Source organism: Deltaproteobacteria bacterium (genome assembly GCA_021737785.1).
In the GTDB taxonomy this organism is placed as follows: domain Bacteria; phylum Desulfobacterota; class DSM-4660; order Desulfatiglandales; family Desulfatiglandaceae; genus AUK324.
In genome coordinates this window covers 1-18,451 of the sequence record JAIPDI010000010.1, presented here as the reverse complement: position 1 = coordinate 18,451, position 18,451 = coordinate 1, and the positions used below count along the sequence as shown (strand labels likewise).

At 52.5% G+C, this 18,451-nt stretch carries 13 protein-coding genes and 4 tRNA genes; 9 read left to right on the top strand and 8 right to left on the bottom strand.

The features are described from left to right. Nucleotides 1–30: 30 nt before the first annotated feature. The 5 genes from K9N21_06985 to K9N21_06965 form a co-directional block, all read right to left on the bottom strand. Nucleotides 31–1,530: a CoB--CoM heterodisulfide reductase iron-sulfur subunit A family protein gene (locus K9N21_06985; protein MCF8143646.1), complete on the bottom strand. Its 1,500-nt coding sequence runs from the start codon at nt 1,528–1,530 to the stop codon at nt 31–33. 107 nt (nt 1,531–1,637) lie between these two features. Then, complete coding sequence (locus K9N21_06980) at nt 1,638–2,759, bottom strand: (Fe-S)-binding protein (protein ID MCF8143645.1); 1,122 nt, start codon at nt 2,757–2,759, stop codon at nt 1,638–1,640. A 61-nt stretch (nt 2,760–2,820) separates the two neighbouring features. Then, nucleotides 2,821–2,988: a hydrogenase iron-sulfur subunit gene (locus tag K9N21_06975; GenBank protein ID MCF8143644.1), complete on the bottom strand. Its 168-nt coding sequence runs from the start codon at nt 2,986–2,988 to the stop codon at nt 2,821–2,823. Between the two features lie 48 nt (nt 2,989–3,036). Then, nucleotides 3,037–3,240 carry a hydrogenase iron-sulfur subunit gene (locus K9N21_06970; protein ID MCF8143643.1) on the bottom strand — a complete coding sequence of 68 codons (204 nt, stop codon included), beginning with the start codon at nt 3,238–3,240 and terminating at the stop codon, nt 3,037–3,039. A gap of 85 nt (nt 3,241–3,325) precedes the next feature. After that, on the bottom strand, nt 3,326–7,780 hold the full coding sequence (locus K9N21_06965) for an FAD-dependent oxidoreductase (protein ID MCF8143642.1): 4,455 nt from the start codon (nt 7,778–7,780) through the stop codon (nt 3,326–3,328). Between the two features lie 455 nt (nt 7,781–8,235). Between K9N21_06965 and K9N21_06960 the strand changes: the two genes are divergently transcribed. The 4 genes from K9N21_06960 (at nt 8,236) to K9N21_06945 (ending at nt 14,281) form a co-directional block, all read left to right on the top strand. After that, the gene (locus K9N21_06960; protein MCF8143641.1) at nt 8,236–10,671 is read left to right on the top strand and encodes a PAS domain S-box protein; all 2,436 of its coding nucleotides are present in this window, start codon (nt 8,236–8,238) and stop codon (nt 10,669–10,671) included. A 198-nt stretch (nt 10,672–10,869) separates the two neighbouring features. Further along, on the top strand, nt 10,870–12,219 hold the full coding sequence (locus tag K9N21_06955; GenBank protein MCF8143640.1) for a sigma-54 dependent transcriptional regulator: 1,350 nt from the start codon (nt 10,870–10,872) through the stop codon (nt 12,217–12,219). A 5-nt stretch (nt 12,220–12,224) separates the two neighbouring features. Then, nucleotides 12,225–12,785, top strand: a complete 561-nt coding sequence (locus tag K9N21_06950; GenBank protein ID MCF8143639.1) for an archaemetzincin family Zn-dependent metalloprotease — start codon at nt 12,225–12,227, stop codon at nt 12,783–12,785. 566 nt (nt 12,786–13,351) lie between these two features. Continuing rightward, the gene (locus tag K9N21_06945) at nt 13,352–14,281 is read left to right on the top strand and encodes a glycine cleavage system protein H (protein MCF8143638.1); all 930 of its coding nucleotides are present in this window, start codon (nt 13,352–13,354) and stop codon (nt 14,279–14,281) included. Nucleotides 14,282–14,435: 154 nt separating this feature from the next. Here K9N21_06945 and K9N21_06940 read toward each other — a convergent pair whose 3' ends face one another. Next, nucleotides 14,436–15,194 carry a YkgJ family cysteine cluster protein gene (locus tag K9N21_06940; GenBank protein MCF8143637.1) on the bottom strand — a complete coding sequence of 253 codons (759 nt, stop codon included), beginning with the start codon at nt 15,192–15,194 and terminating at the stop codon, nt 14,436–14,438. Further along, nucleotides 15,187–15,963: a YkgJ family cysteine cluster protein gene (locus tag K9N21_06935; GenBank protein MCF8143636.1), complete on the bottom strand. Its 777-nt coding sequence runs from the start codon at nt 15,961–15,963 to the stop codon at nt 15,187–15,189. Before K9N21_06935 ends, K9N21_06940 begins: the two co-directional genes overlap by 8 nt. Before the next feature lie 291 nt (nt 15,964–16,254). Between K9N21_06935 and ndk the strand changes: the two genes are divergently transcribed. Further along, complete coding sequence (gene ndk / locus K9N21_06930; protein MCF8143635.1) at nt 16,255–16,674, top strand: nucleoside-diphosphate kinase; 420 nt, start codon at nt 16,255–16,257, stop codon at nt 16,672–16,674. Between the two features lie 113 nt (nt 16,675–16,787). Here ndk and K9N21_06925 read toward each other — a convergent pair whose 3' ends face one another. Continuing rightward, a complete protein-coding gene (locus tag K9N21_06925; protein ID MCF8143634.1) occupies nt 16,788–17,075 on the bottom strand; it encodes a hypothetical protein in 288 nt (95 codons plus the stop codon). Nucleotides 17,076–17,611: 536 nt separating this feature from the next. On the opposite strand from K9N21_06925, the gene K9N21_06920 reads away from it, so the two are divergent. The 4 genes from K9N21_06920 to K9N21_06905 all read left to right on the top strand — a co-directional run bounded on the left by K9N21_06920 (nt 17,612) and on the right by K9N21_06905 (nt 18,282). Then, nucleotides 17,612–17,687 (top strand) — tRNA-Thr (locus K9N21_06920). Nucleotides 17,688–17,714: 27 nt separating this feature from the next. Continuing rightward, nucleotides 17,715–17,799: transfer RNA gene (locus tag K9N21_06915), tRNA-Tyr, on the top strand. A gap of 206 nt (nt 17,800–18,005) precedes the next feature. Beyond that, a tRNA-Gly gene (locus tag K9N21_06910) sits at nt 18,006–18,082 on the top strand. Between the two features lie 123 nt (nt 18,083–18,205). Next, a tRNA-Thr gene (locus tag K9N21_06905) sits at nt 18,206–18,282 on the top strand. Nucleotides 18,283–18,451 lie beyond the last annotated feature (169 nt).

Below are 18,451 nucleotides of genomic sequence, written 5' to 3'. Positions count from 1 at the left end.
AATACGCCGATCCGGATATCATCATTTTTTTCAGGCAACGGCTTTCTCCTTTTCTAAATCCGGTTGAAACGCGATTTCAGCGGCTCGTTCCGCAGCGCTGGACGCCTGGGCCACCGATTCCGGCACATCCATGGGCGACTCTGCACAGCCGCACACAAAGATGCCGGGGGTGGTGGTGTCCACCGGAGAGAGGGGGCTGGTCTTCAGGAAGCTGTACTTGTCCAGCTCAACGCCCACGGTTTCGGCAAGAGCGGCGATCCCCTTTGAAGGCGCGCAGGCAGTGGCCAGAATCACCATATCGAATTCCTGGCGCTTGACCTTTCTCTCCCGGGTGTCCTCATAAATCACCACCGGGTTGTTGTCTGGCCCCTCCGCGATCTCAGCCACCCGGCCGCGCACATAGGTGATATTGGAGTGATTGCCCCCGCGTATCTTATACTCCTCAAATCCCTTGCCCACGGCACGGATGTCCATGCCGAAGATGGTGGATGTGGTCTCGGGGCCGTGTTCATGGGCAATGATGGCCTCCTTTATGGAGTGCATGCAGCAATAGCCGGAGCAGAAGGGGTAAAATCTGAAATCCCGCGATCCCACGCACTGGATAAAGGCAAGCCTCTTGGCAACGTCGAACCCCTCAGCCTTTTTCTTAAGCGCCTCAAGGGGTTCCACAACGGCCAGATGGGCGGCATATTTGTCAGCCCACTTCTTCCGGTCCTCATCGTCCGGGTATGCCCCGGATTGGTACTTCTCATAGAACGCGGCAGAAGATTCCCCGTATTTTTCTTCGAGTTTGGAGAGGACCTTCTGCGATTTATTAGCGCTTTTTTCCAATTCTTCGATTTCCGCCTCAACCGCACGGTCTGAAGGACGGTCCAGGTGACCCCCCGTGGGACCGCTGGCACTCAGGAGTCTCTCAAACTCGATGGCCGTGACCACATTGGGGATTTCGCGGTACCGGTATTCCGGGATCTGCGATGGGTCGAATACATCATATCCGGCGGCGATAATGATGGCCCCCACATCCAACTCGACGATTCTGTCCTTTTGATCGAAGTCAATGGCCTCTGCCTGACATGTTTTTGCACAGATACCGCATTTCTTGCCGTTCAACTGCCGGCAATGGTCCGGATCAATGGTGTGGGTTGAGGGTATGCCCTGGGCAAAAAGGCTGTAGATGGCCCTTCGGTTTCCCAAGCCCTCGTTGAAGGCATCGGGCACCACCGTGGGACATTTCTCCGCACACGCCCCGCAGCCGGTGCATCGGTCTTCCTTGACATAGCGGGCCTTTCTGCGGACCGTGACCCTGAAATCCCCTGCCTCCCCTTCGACCTTCTCGACTTCGCTGTAGGCCAGAAGTTCAATGTTGGGATGTCGACCGACATCCAGCATCTTGGGCGAGAGTATTCAGATGGCACAGTCGTTGGTGGGAAAGGTCTTGTCCAATTGGGCCATCTTGCCGCCGATGCTGGGGAGCTTTTCCACCAGGTGGACCTTGATGCCCATGTCGGCCAGGTCCAGCGACGACTGCATGCCTGCGATTCCCCCCCCGATAACCAGTATATCTTTAGTCACGATCTGTTTCCTCCGATAAGATAACCGCCTGCAATTCACATGATGCGGTCTTCCGTGTAGAACATCTATCCCTTGATCTGTTCGGCAATGGTATCAAAGAGATCATTGATCTCTATATCCAGGTCAAACGCGGCCTTGGCGCAACGGAAATGGATCTGGCACTTGGGGCATGCCGTTATCAGAGTGCCTGCGCCGGTGCTGCCCGCCTCCTTGAGACGTTCCATCTGTATCTCCTTTGAACAACTGGAGCAATTCATCCATCCGGTGGTCCCGCAGCATACGCCGTTCTCCCGGGAACGGGGCATCTCCGTAAGCGTAATACCGGGAATGGCCTTCAGGAGACTGCGGGGAGCGTCATAAATACCGGCCAGCCTTCCCAGCCTGCAGGGGTCATGATAGGTCACCTGTTCCTGTTTTTCTTCAAATTCAATGACCCCCTCCTCCACCTTCCTGGCCAGAAGGTCAAGGATATGGATCGGTTCGAAACCCAATTCGCCAAAGTATTTGGGATAAAAGTGTTTGAAGGTGTAATATCCCTCAGGGCAACTGAAAACCACCTGTTTGGCACCAGAGTCCCGAATCGTCTTGAGGTTCAATTCAGCCAGTTTCTTGAACTTTTCCTCGTCCCCGTTCCAGAGGGCGTCATGCCCGCAGCATCGTTCCGCATTGCTCACCACCGGCGTTTCGCCACAGGCGTTCAGGATCTTAAGCACATTCCGGGCGCTGTCGATGGAACCGGCATCGATATCCCGGAACACCACGTCAAAATAGGGACGGCACCCCACAAAATAGAACAGGTCCCCGGTTTCGGCGGTCTTTCCATCCTCAACCCAGAAATTCCGGTTCTGGACAACGTCTCCTGTCTGGATGGCGGTAATGGTCTGGAGCATTCCATTGTGGGCCGGGACCCCGTCGAATCCCTGGGCATGGGCCTCGTCCCGCATCAGGCGGACGAATTCGGGGAAATCGATGTTGGCAGGACACCGTACGCTGCACTGGGCACAGGTCAGGCAGCTCCAGATGGTGTCGTCGGAAGGCGCCTCCAGTTCGTAAAGGGAACGCTCGATGATCTGTCTGGGGGAAAAATCGGGAAACACCCTGGCAACAGGGCAGGACCCCGTGCATACCCCGCAGTCAAGACAGAAGTAGGTCTGTGTGACGTCAATCAGTTCAGCTATTGCAGTCATTCCTATCGCCTCGTAACATCATGCGGTCTCACCGCTTCTCATTAGGATGAGGGGCCGTCTGTCAAGCCGCCTCTTTCAGGGCGGAGGGGCCGAGCGCCCGCACCTGTTCCGTGAATTCTCTCGCGACCTCGGCAAAGCGCGTCCCTTCGGCAGAAGAAATCCATTCCAGGCGAAGTCTTCCCGCATCAATTCCGAGAATCTTGATCAACTCCTCGGTCATATGGAACATCTTTTCGGCCTTTACATTACCATCCAGGTAATGGCAGTCGCCGATGTGTCACCCTGACACCAGTACGCCGTCGGCGCCCTTCTGAAATGCCTTGAGGATGAAATTAGGGTTGATCCGGCCCGAACACATGACCCGGATAATCCGCATATTGGGCGGATACTGAAACCGGCTGACGCCTGCAAGGTCAGCAGCCGAATACGCACACCAGTTACAGGCAAAGGCGACGATTTTTGGGCTAAACTCCTGAGACATGACACCTCCTTAATCGAATATTGAGAAATGTTAAGCAGCTACACAAGAGATTCGAAAATATTATCAGGTCTTCAATATTCAATTCTCAATTTAGGGCCGCTTCCACCATGTGCAGCACTTCCTGATCATCATAGTGGAATATGGACGCCGCTCCTGTGGGACAAGCCACGGCACAGGAACCGCACCCCTTGCAGAGGGCCGCCTGCACGAATGCCACGGTCTTGCCCCCTTCTCGCTCCACCAGGGAGACGGCACTGAAGGGACAGGCATCCACGCACTTGCCGCAGCCCCGGCAAAGGACCTCGTTGATGTGGGAGACCACCCCTTCAACAGTAATATGTTCTTTGGAGAGCACCACAGAGGCCCTCGAGGCAGCTGCCTTGGCCTGGGCAATGCTCTCCTCGATCGGTTTTGGATAGTGGGCCATCCCGGCCAGGAAAACGCCCTCTGTGGCGAATTCAACAGGCCGCAGCTTGGCGTGGGCCTCCATGAAGAAACCGTCCTGATTGAGGGACAGCTTGAACATCTGGGCAAGGGTGGCGTTGTCACGGGGAACAATGGCCGAGGCCAATATGACCAGATCGGCGTTGATAAGGATATCCCGGTTCAGGATAGGGTCTTTGACCGTGACGGCTATTGCATCCGTCCCCTTTAGAACGGCTGGTTTCCGGTCGAGACCATACCGGATAAAGATGACGCCCTGTCTTCTGGCCTCCCTGTAAAGGGCTTCCCTCTGGCCATAGGTGCGGATATCCCGGTAAAGGATATAGACGTCAATTTCCGGGTTCATTTTTTTCAATTGGAGGGCGGATTTCACGGAGTGGGTGCAGCATACCTTCGAGCAATAGGGCCTGTCCGGTTCCCTCGATCCCACACACTGGATGAAGACCGCCGCCCTGGCCCCCGTGATCTTTGGGGATGCCGACTTTATGGCCGCATCCAGCTCCAGGTGGGTCAGGACCCGATCATCCTGTCCATAGAGATATTCTGTGGGCCTCAATTCCTCGGCGCCCACGGCCACGACAACGGCCCCATGCTTCAGCGACAGGTCGGAACCGTTTTGTGAAATAAGGGTCTCGAAGTTTCCCACGAATCCTTCAGATGCCTTGATGGAAGACCCGGTGTAAACGTCAATCAAGGCATGATCCATGACTTTCTTGACCAGGTGCGTGACGTTCTCGGCAATATCTTCTCCCTGCCAGGTGTCAATGAGTTTCAGGGCATTTCCACCCAATTCCTTCGACTCTTCGATCAGGTAGGTGTGATACCCCTGGTCGGCCAGACCCAGGGCCGCGGTCATGCCGGTAATCCCGCCCCCGATGACCAGGGCCTTGTTGTCCACAGAAATGGTCGGCTGGGGGAGAGGCTGGATCAACTGGGCCCTGGCAACGGCCATGCGCACCAGATCCATCGACTTTTCCGTGGCCTTCTCCTTCTCCTTGGAATGGACCCACGAACACTGGTTCCGGATATTGGCCATTTCAAAGAGATATTTGTTCAACCCTGCGTCTCTGAGGGTTTCCTGGAACAGGGGTTCATGGGTCCTTGGGGTGCAGGCGGCGACCACGACCCGGTTCAATCCCTCTCTCTCGATGACGTCTCTGATTTTGTCCTGGGTATCCTGGGAGCACGTGAAGAGGTTCTCCTCCACATAGGCGACGCCCGGCAGGGTGCGGGCGTATTCAGCCACCTTGGGCACATCCACGATGCCGCCGATGTTGGTGCCGCAGTTGCACACAAAGACGCCGATGCGGGGCGCTTGTGTCGACACATCCCGTTCCCCGGGATAGGTCTTTTCCTTGACCATCGTCCCCCGGGCAGTGGATAGGATCCCTTTGGTTTCATTGGCTGCGGCGCTTGACTCCATGACCGAATAGGGGATGTCCTTGGGTTCCTGAAACGCGCCGCACACATAGATCCCTTCGCGGGAGGTGGCGACCGGTTGGAAGGTTCCGGTCTTGACAAAGTGATCTGCGTCCAATTGGATATCCAGGCGTTCTGCCATGTCCACGAGAGATCCGGGGGTTTCCAGCCCCACCGACAGCACGATCAGATCAAATGTCTCGGTCTGTATCGCGCCCCCCTCATCGGCATACTGGATGATCAGGTCATGGGTTTCAGGATCCTCGTTGATGGTGTGGATCCTGGAACGGAGGAACCGGACCCCGGCCTCATCCTTGGCGCGGTTGTAGTACCGGTCAAAGTCCTTTCCGTGGGTGCGCATATCCATGAAAAAGATGGCCGTGTCCAGGTCTCCCGCAGCATGTTCCTTGGCGATCACGGCCTCCTTGATGGCATACATACAGCAGACAGAAGAGCAATAGGCGTGGTCGCATTGGTTGATGTCTCTGGATCCGACGCATTGGAAAAAGGCAATTTTGGACGGTTCTTTGTGGTCCGAAGGCCTGGACAGGTGTCCTTGGAAGGGACCGGTGGCGCTCAGTATCCGCTCAAACTCCATGCTGGTGACCACATTCGGAAAGGCCGCATACTGGTAGGTGTCAAACCGGCTGGGATCAAACGGGGAAAAGCCCGGGGCCAGTATTACTGATCCTACATCGATTGAAACGGTCTCCTCCTTCTGTTGATGGGTCTCAAAGGTGACCGCCTGGGCCTTGCAGGCCTTGACGCATTCGTAACATTCACAACATCCCCCGCAGTTGAGGCAGCGGGCTGCTTCGGCCCTGGCCGTCTCCTCATCCACCAGGAGATTGACCTCCTCAAAACCGGAAAGCCGTTTCTCCACCGGGAGGGTGGGGGCCTTCATGCGATGGAGGGTCGGTTCATCATCCCGGATTTCCACCCAGTTGGTTCCGATGGGGGGTTCTTCCTGCCATTCCGTGGGAAGCGTTTCTCCCTGCAGGAATTTGGCCATATATCGGGCGGCACGCTTGCCTGCGTCCACGGCTTCAATTACCGTGGCAGGTCCGGTCACCGCATCTCCGCCGGCAAATATCCAGGGTACGCTCGTCTGCAGGGTTTCGGGGTTGACCGTCAGGAGATTCCATTTGGAGATGTCCACATCCAGATTTTTGCCCAAAAAGTCGAGGTCGGGCTCCTGTCCGATGGCAGGGATGATGTGTTCCGCCTCAATAAAAAACTCGGAACCTTCGACCGGGACAGGCTTCCGCCGACCGGTGGTATCGGGATCCGTGAGACGGGTGCGAATGCATTCAATCCCTGTGACCTTGCCGTTTTCATTGGAAATCTTTAAGGGGGCAACCAGGAAATGGATCTTGATGCCCTCATTCTGTGCCTCCTCCACCTCCTCCGGTTCCGCCAGCATCTCCGGAAGCGACCGTCGATAAATAATGTGAACCTCGTCCGCACCCAGTCGAAGCGCTACCCGGGCGCCATCCAGGGCAGAATGGCCCCCGCCGATAATGACCGCTTTTCCTTCGATTTTTTTCAGATCTCCCAGATGGACATTTCTCAGAAAAGAGGTGACATCATAGACCCCTTGGGCCTCTTCTCCCTGAACGCGAAGCTTGAGCCCCTTCCAGGCCCCCGCCCCGAGGAAAACGGCCTTGGCGCCATGGTCTTTCAGTTCTTCAATCGTAATATCTTTGCCGATGGCGGTTTGGGTGTGGATCTCAATTCCGTAGCGTCTGAGATTGGCGATTTCTCTATCTATGACAGAACGGGGCAGCCGGTGCTCGGGGATCCCGTAACGCATCATGCCGCCGGCCTCGGGCATGGCCTCGTAGATACTGACCTTGTAGCCTTGAAGGGCTAAGAAGTACGCCGCCGTAAGGCCCGCGGGCCCCGAACCCACTATGGCCACCTTGTCATCCTTCGGTTCCATCTCCGGTACCGGGATGTCGCTGAGGTCGGTGTGGTCAGCAGCCACCCGCTTGAGTTCCCTGATGGAGATGGACTCATCCACCTCCAACCGCCGACAGCTCTTTTCACAGGGATGGGGGCAGACACGGCCCAGTATTCCGGGAAGCGGCAGGTCCCGCATGATGATTTCAACCGCCTCCCTGTACTTGCCCTCCTTGACCATTTGGACATAACCCTGCACATGCAGGTTGGCCGGGCAGGCCATCCTGCATGGGGCTTTATCCAGCTTTTCTATGGCAAAGGACCCGGGAATGGCCTGGGCGTATGGCTTGTATGTGGCCCGGCGGTCCGCCAGTGCCATGTCGTATTCGCTGGGCCTGACAACGGGACAGGCCGCTGCACAATCTCCACAGGCAGTGCATGCATCGGCATCGATAAACCGCGGGGTTTTGTGCAGTGTTACCGTGAAATCACCCTTTTCACCGTCGATCGCTTGGATCTGAGAACATGTGTGAAGCTCAATATTGATGTGCCGGCCGACCTCGACCAGTTTCGGCGAGATGATTCACATGGCGCAATCATTGGTGGGGAAGGTCTTGTCCAGTTGAGACATGACCCCGCCGATGGCAGGGGTCTTTTCCACCAGATGGACAAAAAAGCCGGAATCTGCCAAGTCCAGGGATGCCTGCATGCCGGCGATGCCGCCGCCGACCACCATCACCGAACCCCGGACCTTCTGGGCATTTTCTGCTGTCATTGGTTAGCTCCTGACTAGTGAAAACATGTTTATTTATCTTTCATCACTGGGCGAACAGAAATCAGTATTCAGTTGGACTTATATAGAAGTGGGCTTTTTGTTGTCAAGAAATATTTCACAAGCTCCAATCTCCTTGATCCGAAATCCCTTTTGTGATGTAATAAATCGATTCTTGAGCCATTCATCGATGTGAAAGGATGGCCATCCAGGTATACCCCAAAACGTGGGGCTGAGTATGAAATCAGTACTTTGCTTTAGAGTGTTTGGTGGCAACTTCTCTGCACCACGCGGAGAAGTTGGCGCCATATGGGTAAGCGCTCAAAAGTTGCCGGGATTTGCACCCATACCTTTTCGGTTGCGGCTGTCAGGCCGCTTTGGGAGACTCTCTTTGAATCTCATCGCACCCTTCCCGTGCTGTCTGATGGTTCGGAAAGAGACCTAAAAAGGGGTTCATTATGGCGGACATCCGCACCCTTCTTGTTGATGACGACGAGAATTTCCGAAACGTTCTTGTCAGGCGTCTGGCCAAAAGAGGCATCTCCCCTGAACAGGCGGAAAGCGGGGAGGCATGCCTCTCCATGCTCGAAAAGGCGCCGGTGGATGTGGTGATCCTGGATGTCAAGATGCCCGGCATGGATGGGATTGAGGTGCTCCGGCATATCAAGGCCGGCTATCCGGGAACCGAGGTTATCCTCCTGACCGGTCATGAGTCGATCCAGGACGGGGTTGAAGGGATTCGGTCAGGCGCCTTTGATTATTTAACCAAACCGTTAGACCCGGAACATCTTGTGTGCAAGATAGAGCAAGCCTACTCCAGGAGCCGGATCGCGGAGGCGGATCGAAGGGAGGCGGAATCAAAATATCAAACCCTGCTCCAGAGCGTCACCGATTATGTGATCGCCATCAACAGGAATCATCAGATTATCATGTGCAATAATCTCTTCAAGAATGAATTCGGAAACAATCAAAGGGTCTATTGTTACAGGGCATGGAAGGGCAGAAATGACCCGTGCGGCAGCTGCCTTGTGGAAGAATCCTTTCAGGATGGGGAGCCTCACACCAGTGAAGAGAGCGTTGTGCGAAAGGACGGGCAAACGGCCCGCCTTTCCGTCAGGTCCACGCCGGTCTTGGATGCGAAAGGGAGCGTTGCGTATGTCCTGGTAACGGCGACGGATATCACGCTCAAGCGGCGCATGCAGGAAGAATTGCGCAAGATGTCCGGCAAACTGGAGGATATGATCGGCACCCGCATGCGAAAGCTGGAAGAATCAGAGGAAAAATATCGAACCATATTCGAACGCTCATGGGATGCCATGATCCTGACAGACGGTAAGGGAGACATCCTGGAGATCAATCCGGCAGGTCTCGAACTCCTGGGATACAGAGCTAAAGACGAGCTTCGTTCCGCAGGTTCGGCCATGGATTTTTTCCTGGACAGGGATGACCTTTACCGGATTCAGAAACAGCTTCTCACCGATGGCTTTGTAATGGATTTTGAAACCCGGATGTCTGCAAAAAACGGGAAACCATTTGATGCCGTCATCACCTCCAGCGTGGTTCTCGACATCATCGGTCAGATTACCGGATATGTGATCATCGTTCGGGATGTTACCACCAAAAAAAGCGCACAGCAGGAGATTGAAAACAGGAATTTCCGGCTTGCCGTCTTAAATGCCATCTCCATGACCGTGAGCAGCAGCCTGGACTTGGATGAGGTCCTGAACAGAACCATTGACAAGATGCTTGAGATCCTGGGAACGGACTGTGTTCGTATCTACCTTCTGGATGATAACCGAGAGATCCTCAACCTGGTGGCTCACCGGGGGTTTTCTTCGGGCTTTATCAATAAGGACTTCATGCAGTCGCGGCGGGTGGGTGAGGGTCTGCTGGGAAAAACCGTGCTCACGCGGGAACCGAGGATCGTGGACAATTTTCTCCGGTCGGATGAGCCCTATGTGGAGGCTATCGTGGAAGAAGGGATCCAATCTACGGTCTATGTCCCCCTTCTGTTGAAGGGAGAGGCGGTGGGGGTGATGTGTACGTGCAGCCATGAACCGTTCACATTTTCAGAGGATTATGTGGATTTTCTTGCTGCTATCGGGAATCAGATCGGTATGGCCGTGCACAATGCCATCCTCTATGAGCGTACCAACCGGACTTACCAGGAGCTCAAGGATGTTCAGGAACAGGTCATCCGGTCTGAAAAGCTGGCGTCGTTGGGGAAGCTGTCCGCGACCATTGCCCATGAGATCAACAACCCCATCGCTGCGGTCCTTACCTACATCAAATTGATGATGAAACTGGTGAGCCGCGGCCGGTTTTCTCAGGACAGGATCGACGATATCTCAAGGTACTTGAAGACCATGTCGTCGGAAATGACGAGATGCGGGGATATCGTCAAGAATCTCCTGGCCTTTTCCAGACAGGCCAGAACCGAGGTAAAGGCGCAGGATATAGACCCGATCATCCGGAGGACCCTGGATCTGCTGTCTCACGATCTGGCACTGAAAGAAATCACGTTAAGCGTAAACATTGCGCCGGATCTGCCCCAGGTAAAGTGCGATTTCAGACAGATTCAGCAGGCCCTTCTGAACCTCATCAGCAATGCTTCAGAGGCGATGGAAAATGGGGGCACCTTAACGGTGTCAGCGGCCCCGGCAGAGAAGAGCGGTTTCATGGAAATCTCGATCGCGGACACCGGGTGCGGTATTTCCAAGGAAGATCAGAAGAGTATCTTCGAGCCGTTCTTTACCACCAAGGCGGAAGGAAAAGGGGTCGGATTAGGACTGTCCGTGGTTTATGGAATTATCTCCAATCACATGGGTTCCATAGAGGTGGAAAGCGAAACAGGCAAGGGAAGCACCTTCAGGATACTGCTTCCTGTCGCCTGAGGCAGGCCTTCACCCAAGGTGAATGGCTGATCCTTGAAAGGGATTGCCCCTTTCATAGGGAAAGAGGTTTCCCCATCGTGGATAAACGCCTGATCCTCTGAGAAGTAACCAACGATAGACAACCGCAATCCCTCAACCCGGGCCAGATGTACGGTTTTGCCGACAGTCCGGTTCGGGATTGAAATGGAGGAGGAGACTATGTCCAAAATGCCCCGTATCCTCGTGGTGGACGATGAACGGCCCATGCGGGAAAGCCTCAATGACTGGCTCAAGGAGGATGGGTACCGGGTCGGTCTGGCCGCAAGCGGGCAGGAGGCGATCGACATGGCTCGGAAAGAACCCTGGGAAGTGATACTGCTGGATCTGAAGATGCCCGGCATGGACGGGCTCAAGACCCTCCAGAAACTGAAGGAGGTGAGACCCGATGCGGAGGTCCTCATGATGACCGCCTATGCCACCGTGGAAACAGCGGTCCAGGCCATGAAAGAAGGGGCATTTGATTATCTGGTGAAGCCCTTTGATCCTGATGAAGTGGAGGTGCAGATCAAAAAAATTCTTGCCCATAAGGAATTGGTTCTGGAGAACATCCTGCTGCGAAAAAAGCTGGAGGAGTCCTATCAGTTTGATGAAATCATCGGTAAAAGCGATGCCATGCAGGAGGTCTTCGCCCTGATTGCCCGGGTCGCGCCCACGGATTCGACTGTCCTTATCACCGGGGAGAGCGGCACGGGGAAAGAACTGATCGCCAGGGCGATCCATGGGAACAGCCATCGCTGTTTCATGCCGTTCATCGCCGTAAGTTGTGGCGCGCTCCCGGACTCTCTGCTGGAAAGCGAACTTTTCGGTTATGAAAAGGGTGCATTCACTGGGGCCGAACACACGAAAAAAGGGCGTTTTGAGATGGCTCACAGGGGGACTCTTTTTCTGGATGAGATCGGTGATGTGAGCCTCAAGACCCAGGTGAATCTCCTGAGAGTGCTGCAGCAGAAGGAGGTGCAGCGCCTGGGCAGTGAGAAGGTGATGGAGGTGGATGTCCGCATCATTGCAGCCACCAACCGTGATCTGGCAAAGGCTATTCAGGAAAAGCGGTTCCGGGAGGATCTCTATTATCGTCTAAATGTTATTCATATCGAGGTCCCTCCCCTGAGAGCGCGCAGGGACGACATTCCCCTTTTAACCGATGCTTTTGTTCGAAAATACTGCCTGGAGATGAATCGTGAAGAGGCAAAGGTGGAGGCTTCCGCGTTGAAGCAGTTGATGGCATATGACTGGCCCGGAAACGTGAGAGAGTTGGAAAATATCATAGAACGGGCCCTGGTGATCGGTCAGGGCAAAGAGATATCGGCGGACGATCTTCCGTTTTCACGGGGGAAGACGGGACTGGAAACATTTCCTAAGTCATTAAAAAAAATGGAGAAAATGCATATCGAGAGGGTGCTTGAGGCCGCCGGATGGAATATCAGCCAGGCGGCCCGCGACCTGGATATCGACCGGCAGACCCTCTATAACAAACTCGAAAAATATGAGATCAGAAAAGGGGATTCGTAAATCGTTTGGCCAAACGCGTTATCATCTGCCCGATCGGTGCTGTGGATCCGGGAATGCTTGAACGTATCGCAAAGCATATTGAGATCCGGTGCAACGTCATGTGCAGGGTATCCCCGAAAATGGACAGACCTGGATATGCCTATGAGGAAAGGAGATGCCAATACAATTCAGCAACCATTTTGAAACGTCTTATCAGATGTTGTCCTGAGGAAGTCTTGGGATTTATGGGGGTTACCTGTGAGGATCTGTTTGTTCCCATCCTCAAGTATGTCTTTGGATTGGCAGAAATGGAAGGGCGATGTTCGATCATTTCGATGTATCGGCTTCGCCCCGAATTCTATGATCGACCCCCCGACCAGGAACTATTGGAGAAACGGCTGATAAAAACGGCCTTGCATGAACTGGGGCATTGCCTCGGTTTGACCCACTGCAGAAACCGCCGCTGCGTCATGTATTCTTCCGTCCGGATCGAAGATACCGATATGAAGCGGATGGACTTCTGCCCCGCCTGTTCGGAGTTGTTCACCTGGCGTGTGGAATCATGTCTTTCCTCCCCCCGGCGGTAACTGCTGATTTCGATAGTTCGGAACCCATTTTTTTTGGGGGGTGGGGTAATATCCATCTTTTCCCACCGGTATTCGAGCGTCTCAGGGCTTTATTTAGTGTCTGAACGGAAACCCGGGAATCAAGAAACAGTCAAATGTGAGAATCCGGTTTGTTAAGCTTAAATTTATTCCATCAATTTTCAATATTCAATTCTTCAATCTTCAATAGTGCCTGAATCACGCCAAGGCGTGATTCAGGCACTGTTTAGGTTTCACCCCCCGGACATAATAAAAGGCGTCGAATTAGTAGGCAGCATGCCGCACTTTTCGGCACTACAGAAAAATCCCTATTTATCTAATGCTTACCTAGGAAGTTGATTGTCTCAAGAAATCGGTGCCGAGAATATTGACATATTAAGGTCAAGCAAAAAAGGGGTCGCTTCCTCTAATGATTTTCTTTTATTTACTTTAAAACCAAACAGTTAAATGAGTGCCTGGAGAAAAAAAGGGGCCGTTGGCACCATCATTGCTTATTCTTCTGGTAACAATGCATGAAAACAAGAGGCTTTTTAGCGAGGAGGAAGAAAATGGAAGCAAAGGCAGGAAGAGAATCCATGAAGATCGTGCCGCCGGGAAAGAAGAAATGTATCTGGATGGAGGCGGGGGTCGTTTCGTACAAGCTCTGCGACAACAATTATGATTGTTCCACGTGTGTCTACGACCAGGGCATGCAGCTTAAGGTCGCCCGGCAAAAAGAGGCGGCGCAGCTATCCAGCCTCGAGATGTCTCCCGACAAAATCACCCGGACCTGGGTGGAAACCATGATGCAACTCCCTGCATCCCAGCGCAAGTGTCGATATATGATTACCGGTGAAATCGGCCGCAAGATATGCCCCAATGCATATGAGTGCGGCAATTGTTCATTCGACCAGATGATGCAGGAACGGTTGCAGGCAGAACCCCTTCCTGTAACGACTCAGAGTGAAGCGGCGGGGTTTGATCTGGCGGAAGACGCCTACTACCATGAGGGGCACACCTGGGCCAGACCGGAATACGGAGGCCGTATCAGGGTGGGGCTGGACGATTTCGCCCAGAAGCTCATGGGACGTCTCAACAACATCGAAATCCCGGAGGTGGGACGTGAGGTGGCGCAGGGCGAGGTCGGGTTTAAAGTGAGATGCAGCAATGAGACGGCGCATGTCCTTTCTCCTGTGGACGGCATTGTGTCACACGTAAACCATAGGCTCCTGGATCACCCGGAACTAATCAACGAGTCTCCTTATCAGGATGCCTGGGTGTTCATTGTTGAACCGACGAAGCTTCGAAAAAATCTGAAAGGACTCTATTACGGGGAAGAAGCTCGGCGCTTTCTCAATGAGGAAAAGGATAAGCTCTTCGCCATGGCCAATGAAGATCTGAGGATCGTTGCGGACGGCGGCGAGTCGGTAACCGACATCTTTTCAGAGTTGAAAGAAGAAGACCGTGCCAGACTTCTCAAGGCTTTTCTCAGGACATGATCAGGCCGCTGCTGCAAGCCGCCTTAAGGTGGTTCCCCCTGCTTCCCTTTCCCTGTGGAGGATGACAAAAGATTGTGCGGCCGGGTGGCTGCACAATCTTTTGTCGGATATCAGAAAAAGACGCCATGGAACATCCTGATGTTCTTTATGTTCTTTAATTCTTCATCGTGATGGTTTTTTCTCCAAAAAGACTGAATCGAAGCCAGTCAAACCCAAACCGCATCAAGGTCACATCATCTCTTCCGAGTTGCGCCTTCAGGCCCGAATCGATCTGAAAACGTTCCAGGAACCTGCTTTTGAAGATGAAATTCCTGAACTTATCCAGGTTATAGGAGGCCATGAAAAACATCTGATGCTTCTGCGGGAGATGGGCCTCGGGTCCGAGACTTCTGGCTGATGTCATGATGCCGCGCCAGGGATCATTCATCTCAGCGTATTCTCTCACCCCCTCATGGTCCATCCATTCCTCCAGGGTCCAGACCTTCTTCTCCCTGAAGCCCTGGCAGTGGGATTCGGCCACCACGAAAAATTTCTCGTGGACCCCACTGGCCCCGTCGGGCATGGCCGAGGCCCTCCCTATGGGATAGAGGCGACAGGCCTCCGGGCGGTCTTGATAGATGGTACACCCCTCCTCGGTCACAAATGGGCAGGCGCCTTTAGGGTCGGGGTTCATCTTTAATTTGACCAAAGGAAAACGGTGGTGCCGGTCGATGACGGTTTCCGTGTAATCGCTTAAGAACTGATCTGATGACAGTTTCAGCCGCTGCTTCATTCGGACGATGTCATACGGATTCAAGATGAGGCGGAGTCTGGCGCAGCACTCGGTAAAACACGACACCCCCTTGTGGCAGGAAAAGTGGAAGTGCGCTTCTGTCAGAGGTCTGAATTCAGCCTGTTCCTGACGGCTAGTCATTGGACGGACCCGTCTTGGGCATGGCGCTCTCCTTGACTTGCAGAGTTTTTTGACCAAAAAGGCCGAATTTAATCCAGTCAAAGGAGAATTTAAGAAGTTCCAGATCACTTCGTTTTAGTTTTTCGATCATGAGAGGATCTAGTTCAAACCTATCCATAAATGAACTCTCGAAGACAAATTTTCTAAAAATATCCAGGTTGTACAAGGCCATGAAGGTCATTTGATAGATCTTGGGGTTATCGATATCCAGTTCCTGGGCCTGCAGGGGGGTGGTAATCTCCGAGAATAGCTGGTTCATTTCGTCGTACATCGGAACTCCCTGCTCGACCAGCCAGTTTGAAATCCGGTGGGTCTTGGTTTCATTAAGACCTTTGCACCTGGAGGCATCCTGTATCCGGCTGAACGTGCCGTCATCGTTCATATCCAACGGATACATCCGGCACGGCCAGGGTCTGTCCCCATAGACAGAACACCCATTCTTTGTGACAAAAGGGCATCGTTTGTCTGTTTCATTCATCTTGAGAACAATCATGGGAATCAGGCGCTTTTTCTTGGGAATAATGAGCGTATGCGTATCGAGAAACACCTCCGAGGGGATCTCAAGCGCATTTTTGAGCCTCAGGACGTCGTAGGGCGTCAGCAAAATTGTAATATCCTGACAGCATTCGGTAAAGCAGGGGACATGGGAGCCGCAGTCGAAGCAAAAGATGTGTTCCGCATCCATCCTTTCCCTTTTGTCCTGGGTGTCTATGGGGTGCGATGTATTCATTCCGTGCATTTCCTTTCAAATAGTGACGAATTGACCAGAGTCCAATTCGTCGTGAGTTGATTTTGGTTTATTGACTCCATTAAATGACAGGATCAAACGCCACAAGTAATAAATTCAGGCGTTTGGATTTTCAGATTCGAGTGAAACGGACGTTAGAAGGCTATCTGAGTGGGTCCGCAGGTTGAAATCCCTTGACTAATGCCGCCGAGTTGTCTTTTATACATGGTGCTCTATATCAACAACAAAAGGACCGGGTCAATCAAATTATGCGAGGAGGATATTGAGGATATGATGGAGAGAACATTATCGATCATCAAACCGGATGGGGTTTCAAAGGGGGTGATCGGGGCTGTTATCAGCCGATTGGAAGGGGAAGGGCTAAAAATAGTGGCCATGAAGATGATCAGGATGACCAAGATCGAAGCAAAGGGGTTCTACAAGGTGCACGAGGGAAAACCCTTTTTTGAGAGTGTAACGGATTTTATGTCTTCAGGGCCGTGTGTGGTGATGATACTGGAAGGGGAAGAAGGGATCCGCAGATACCGAAAACTCATGGGTGCAACCGATTACAAGAAAGCTGAGGAGGGAACCATCCGGAAGGATTTCGCTACGGACATCGAAAAAAACGTGGTGCACGGCTCCGATTCAGTGGAAACCGCTGAATATGAAATCAACTATTTTTTCAATGCATTGGAGATAGTCGGGAGGTAAAGAATTTCACCCGTCCTTGGAGCCGTTCCGTCAGGTATATCCAAGGAGGGTGAAATGCAGATTTATTTGTCTGGAAACCGGGTCAGCGAGTGTATTTTTGTCCTCGACTGGGCTTATAGGTCTTTATTTTCGCTTTCCTTCTTCTCTTCCTTCAGTTGCTTGATCTCGTCTTTTAGGGTTTCAACTTCGCTCTTGAGGGTGCTCGCACTGTCATCAAAGGTTTCCGGGGTGTTTCGTTTGTCTTTGAGCTCTTCAAAGCCTAAGTAAACGGCCAAGGCGCCTCCCAGGATCAACATGATGGGAACTCCGGCCTGCAGGGCCTTGACAAAATACCCGAACCACAGGACGATACCTATAATCCCCAATATAAGAGCTGCCAGTCCTCCTCCTAACGCTGCCATTCGCCATACCTCCTTTTGCCTGTTTCATTATTGATTATTGTATGATATATCCAATGCTTATTCGATGCATCCGGCGATATGGCGGTAAAGTTAACACAAACACTTGGGCTTTTCAAGTATTTATTACTGCGATTGTGAAAATAGAAGTTGACACCCACTATGTGGCCCTTATTTTTGTACGATGTGATATATTGGCCGTAAACCAGGCCCTGCAGAGCAGACGGCAAGCCGTACATGTGCACCAAAAAAACAACTCTAAAAGCCGGTCCCACCCCATAAGAAAAGGCAAAGATGATACCCAATGCTTTGAACAGGGAACGCTTAAACCGCGAAGTTTCACAAAGTATGTTCCCTCATATGATTTGTCGCTTGAGATCAGTTAACAGGTCGATGTGGAAGCATTTTGATGTATTCCTAAGCATATCAAAGAAAAAATCATTTTTTCATCATCTAAAGGGCATTTTTGAACTCGTATAGACATTGAAATAGAATATAAAAAAAATTATATTGACTATTTATGCATCGCCAGGTAGGGTGCCAGCGTAGCTCAGATGGCAGAGCAACTGATTTGTAATCAGTGGGTCGGGGGTTCGATTCCCTTCGCTGGCTCCAAGACACGATCAATCAAGACCTCGAACTGGAGAGGTTCCCGAGTGGCCAAAGGGAGCAGACTGTAAATCTGCCGGCTCAGCCTTCGGAGGTTCGAATCCTCCCCTCTCCACCAGCTTCCAGCTTAACTTTTTTATATTTTTCACTTGAATGTGGTTTGTATTTGCCCGCAGAATGAACAAGGGATGTAAAAAAGAGCGGATCATTTTTGGTACATCGGGCAAAAGGGGATATCGGTGGGATTTTGCTGCAGCTCTTTGGAGATAATTCAAGGAGAGGGTTTCCGTTTATCGGTTGAGAGCAGCGTTGGGTTGATACAGGGCGGGAATAGCTCAGTTGGCTAGAGCGTCAGCCTTCCAAGCTGAGGGTCGCGGGTTCGAATCCCGTTTCCCGCTCCATTTACATAGAGGATTAATTTAAATCCTTTAATTTCTGAAATACGTACGATATTTGCCCTTTGACATTCAGAGGACAATGTCATTAGTAATGTCATTAGTTCGGTGATGCACGATTTATGGAGTGCCCACGTAGCTCAGTAGGTAGAGCGCATCCTTGGTAAGGATGAGGTTCACCGGTTCGATCCCGGTCGTGGGCTCCACCAAAATCAACGTACGGGCAGTAGGCAACAGGTAGGCCCCATGTATTCGGGATGACATAAGGTGAGTGTTGTGGGGATGGTATTGGGGAAAGCTTACCGGTTTGTTTCTGCTGATTGATGTAGGAGGACACGAGATGGCGAAGAAGAAATTTGAGAGGACGAAGCCGCA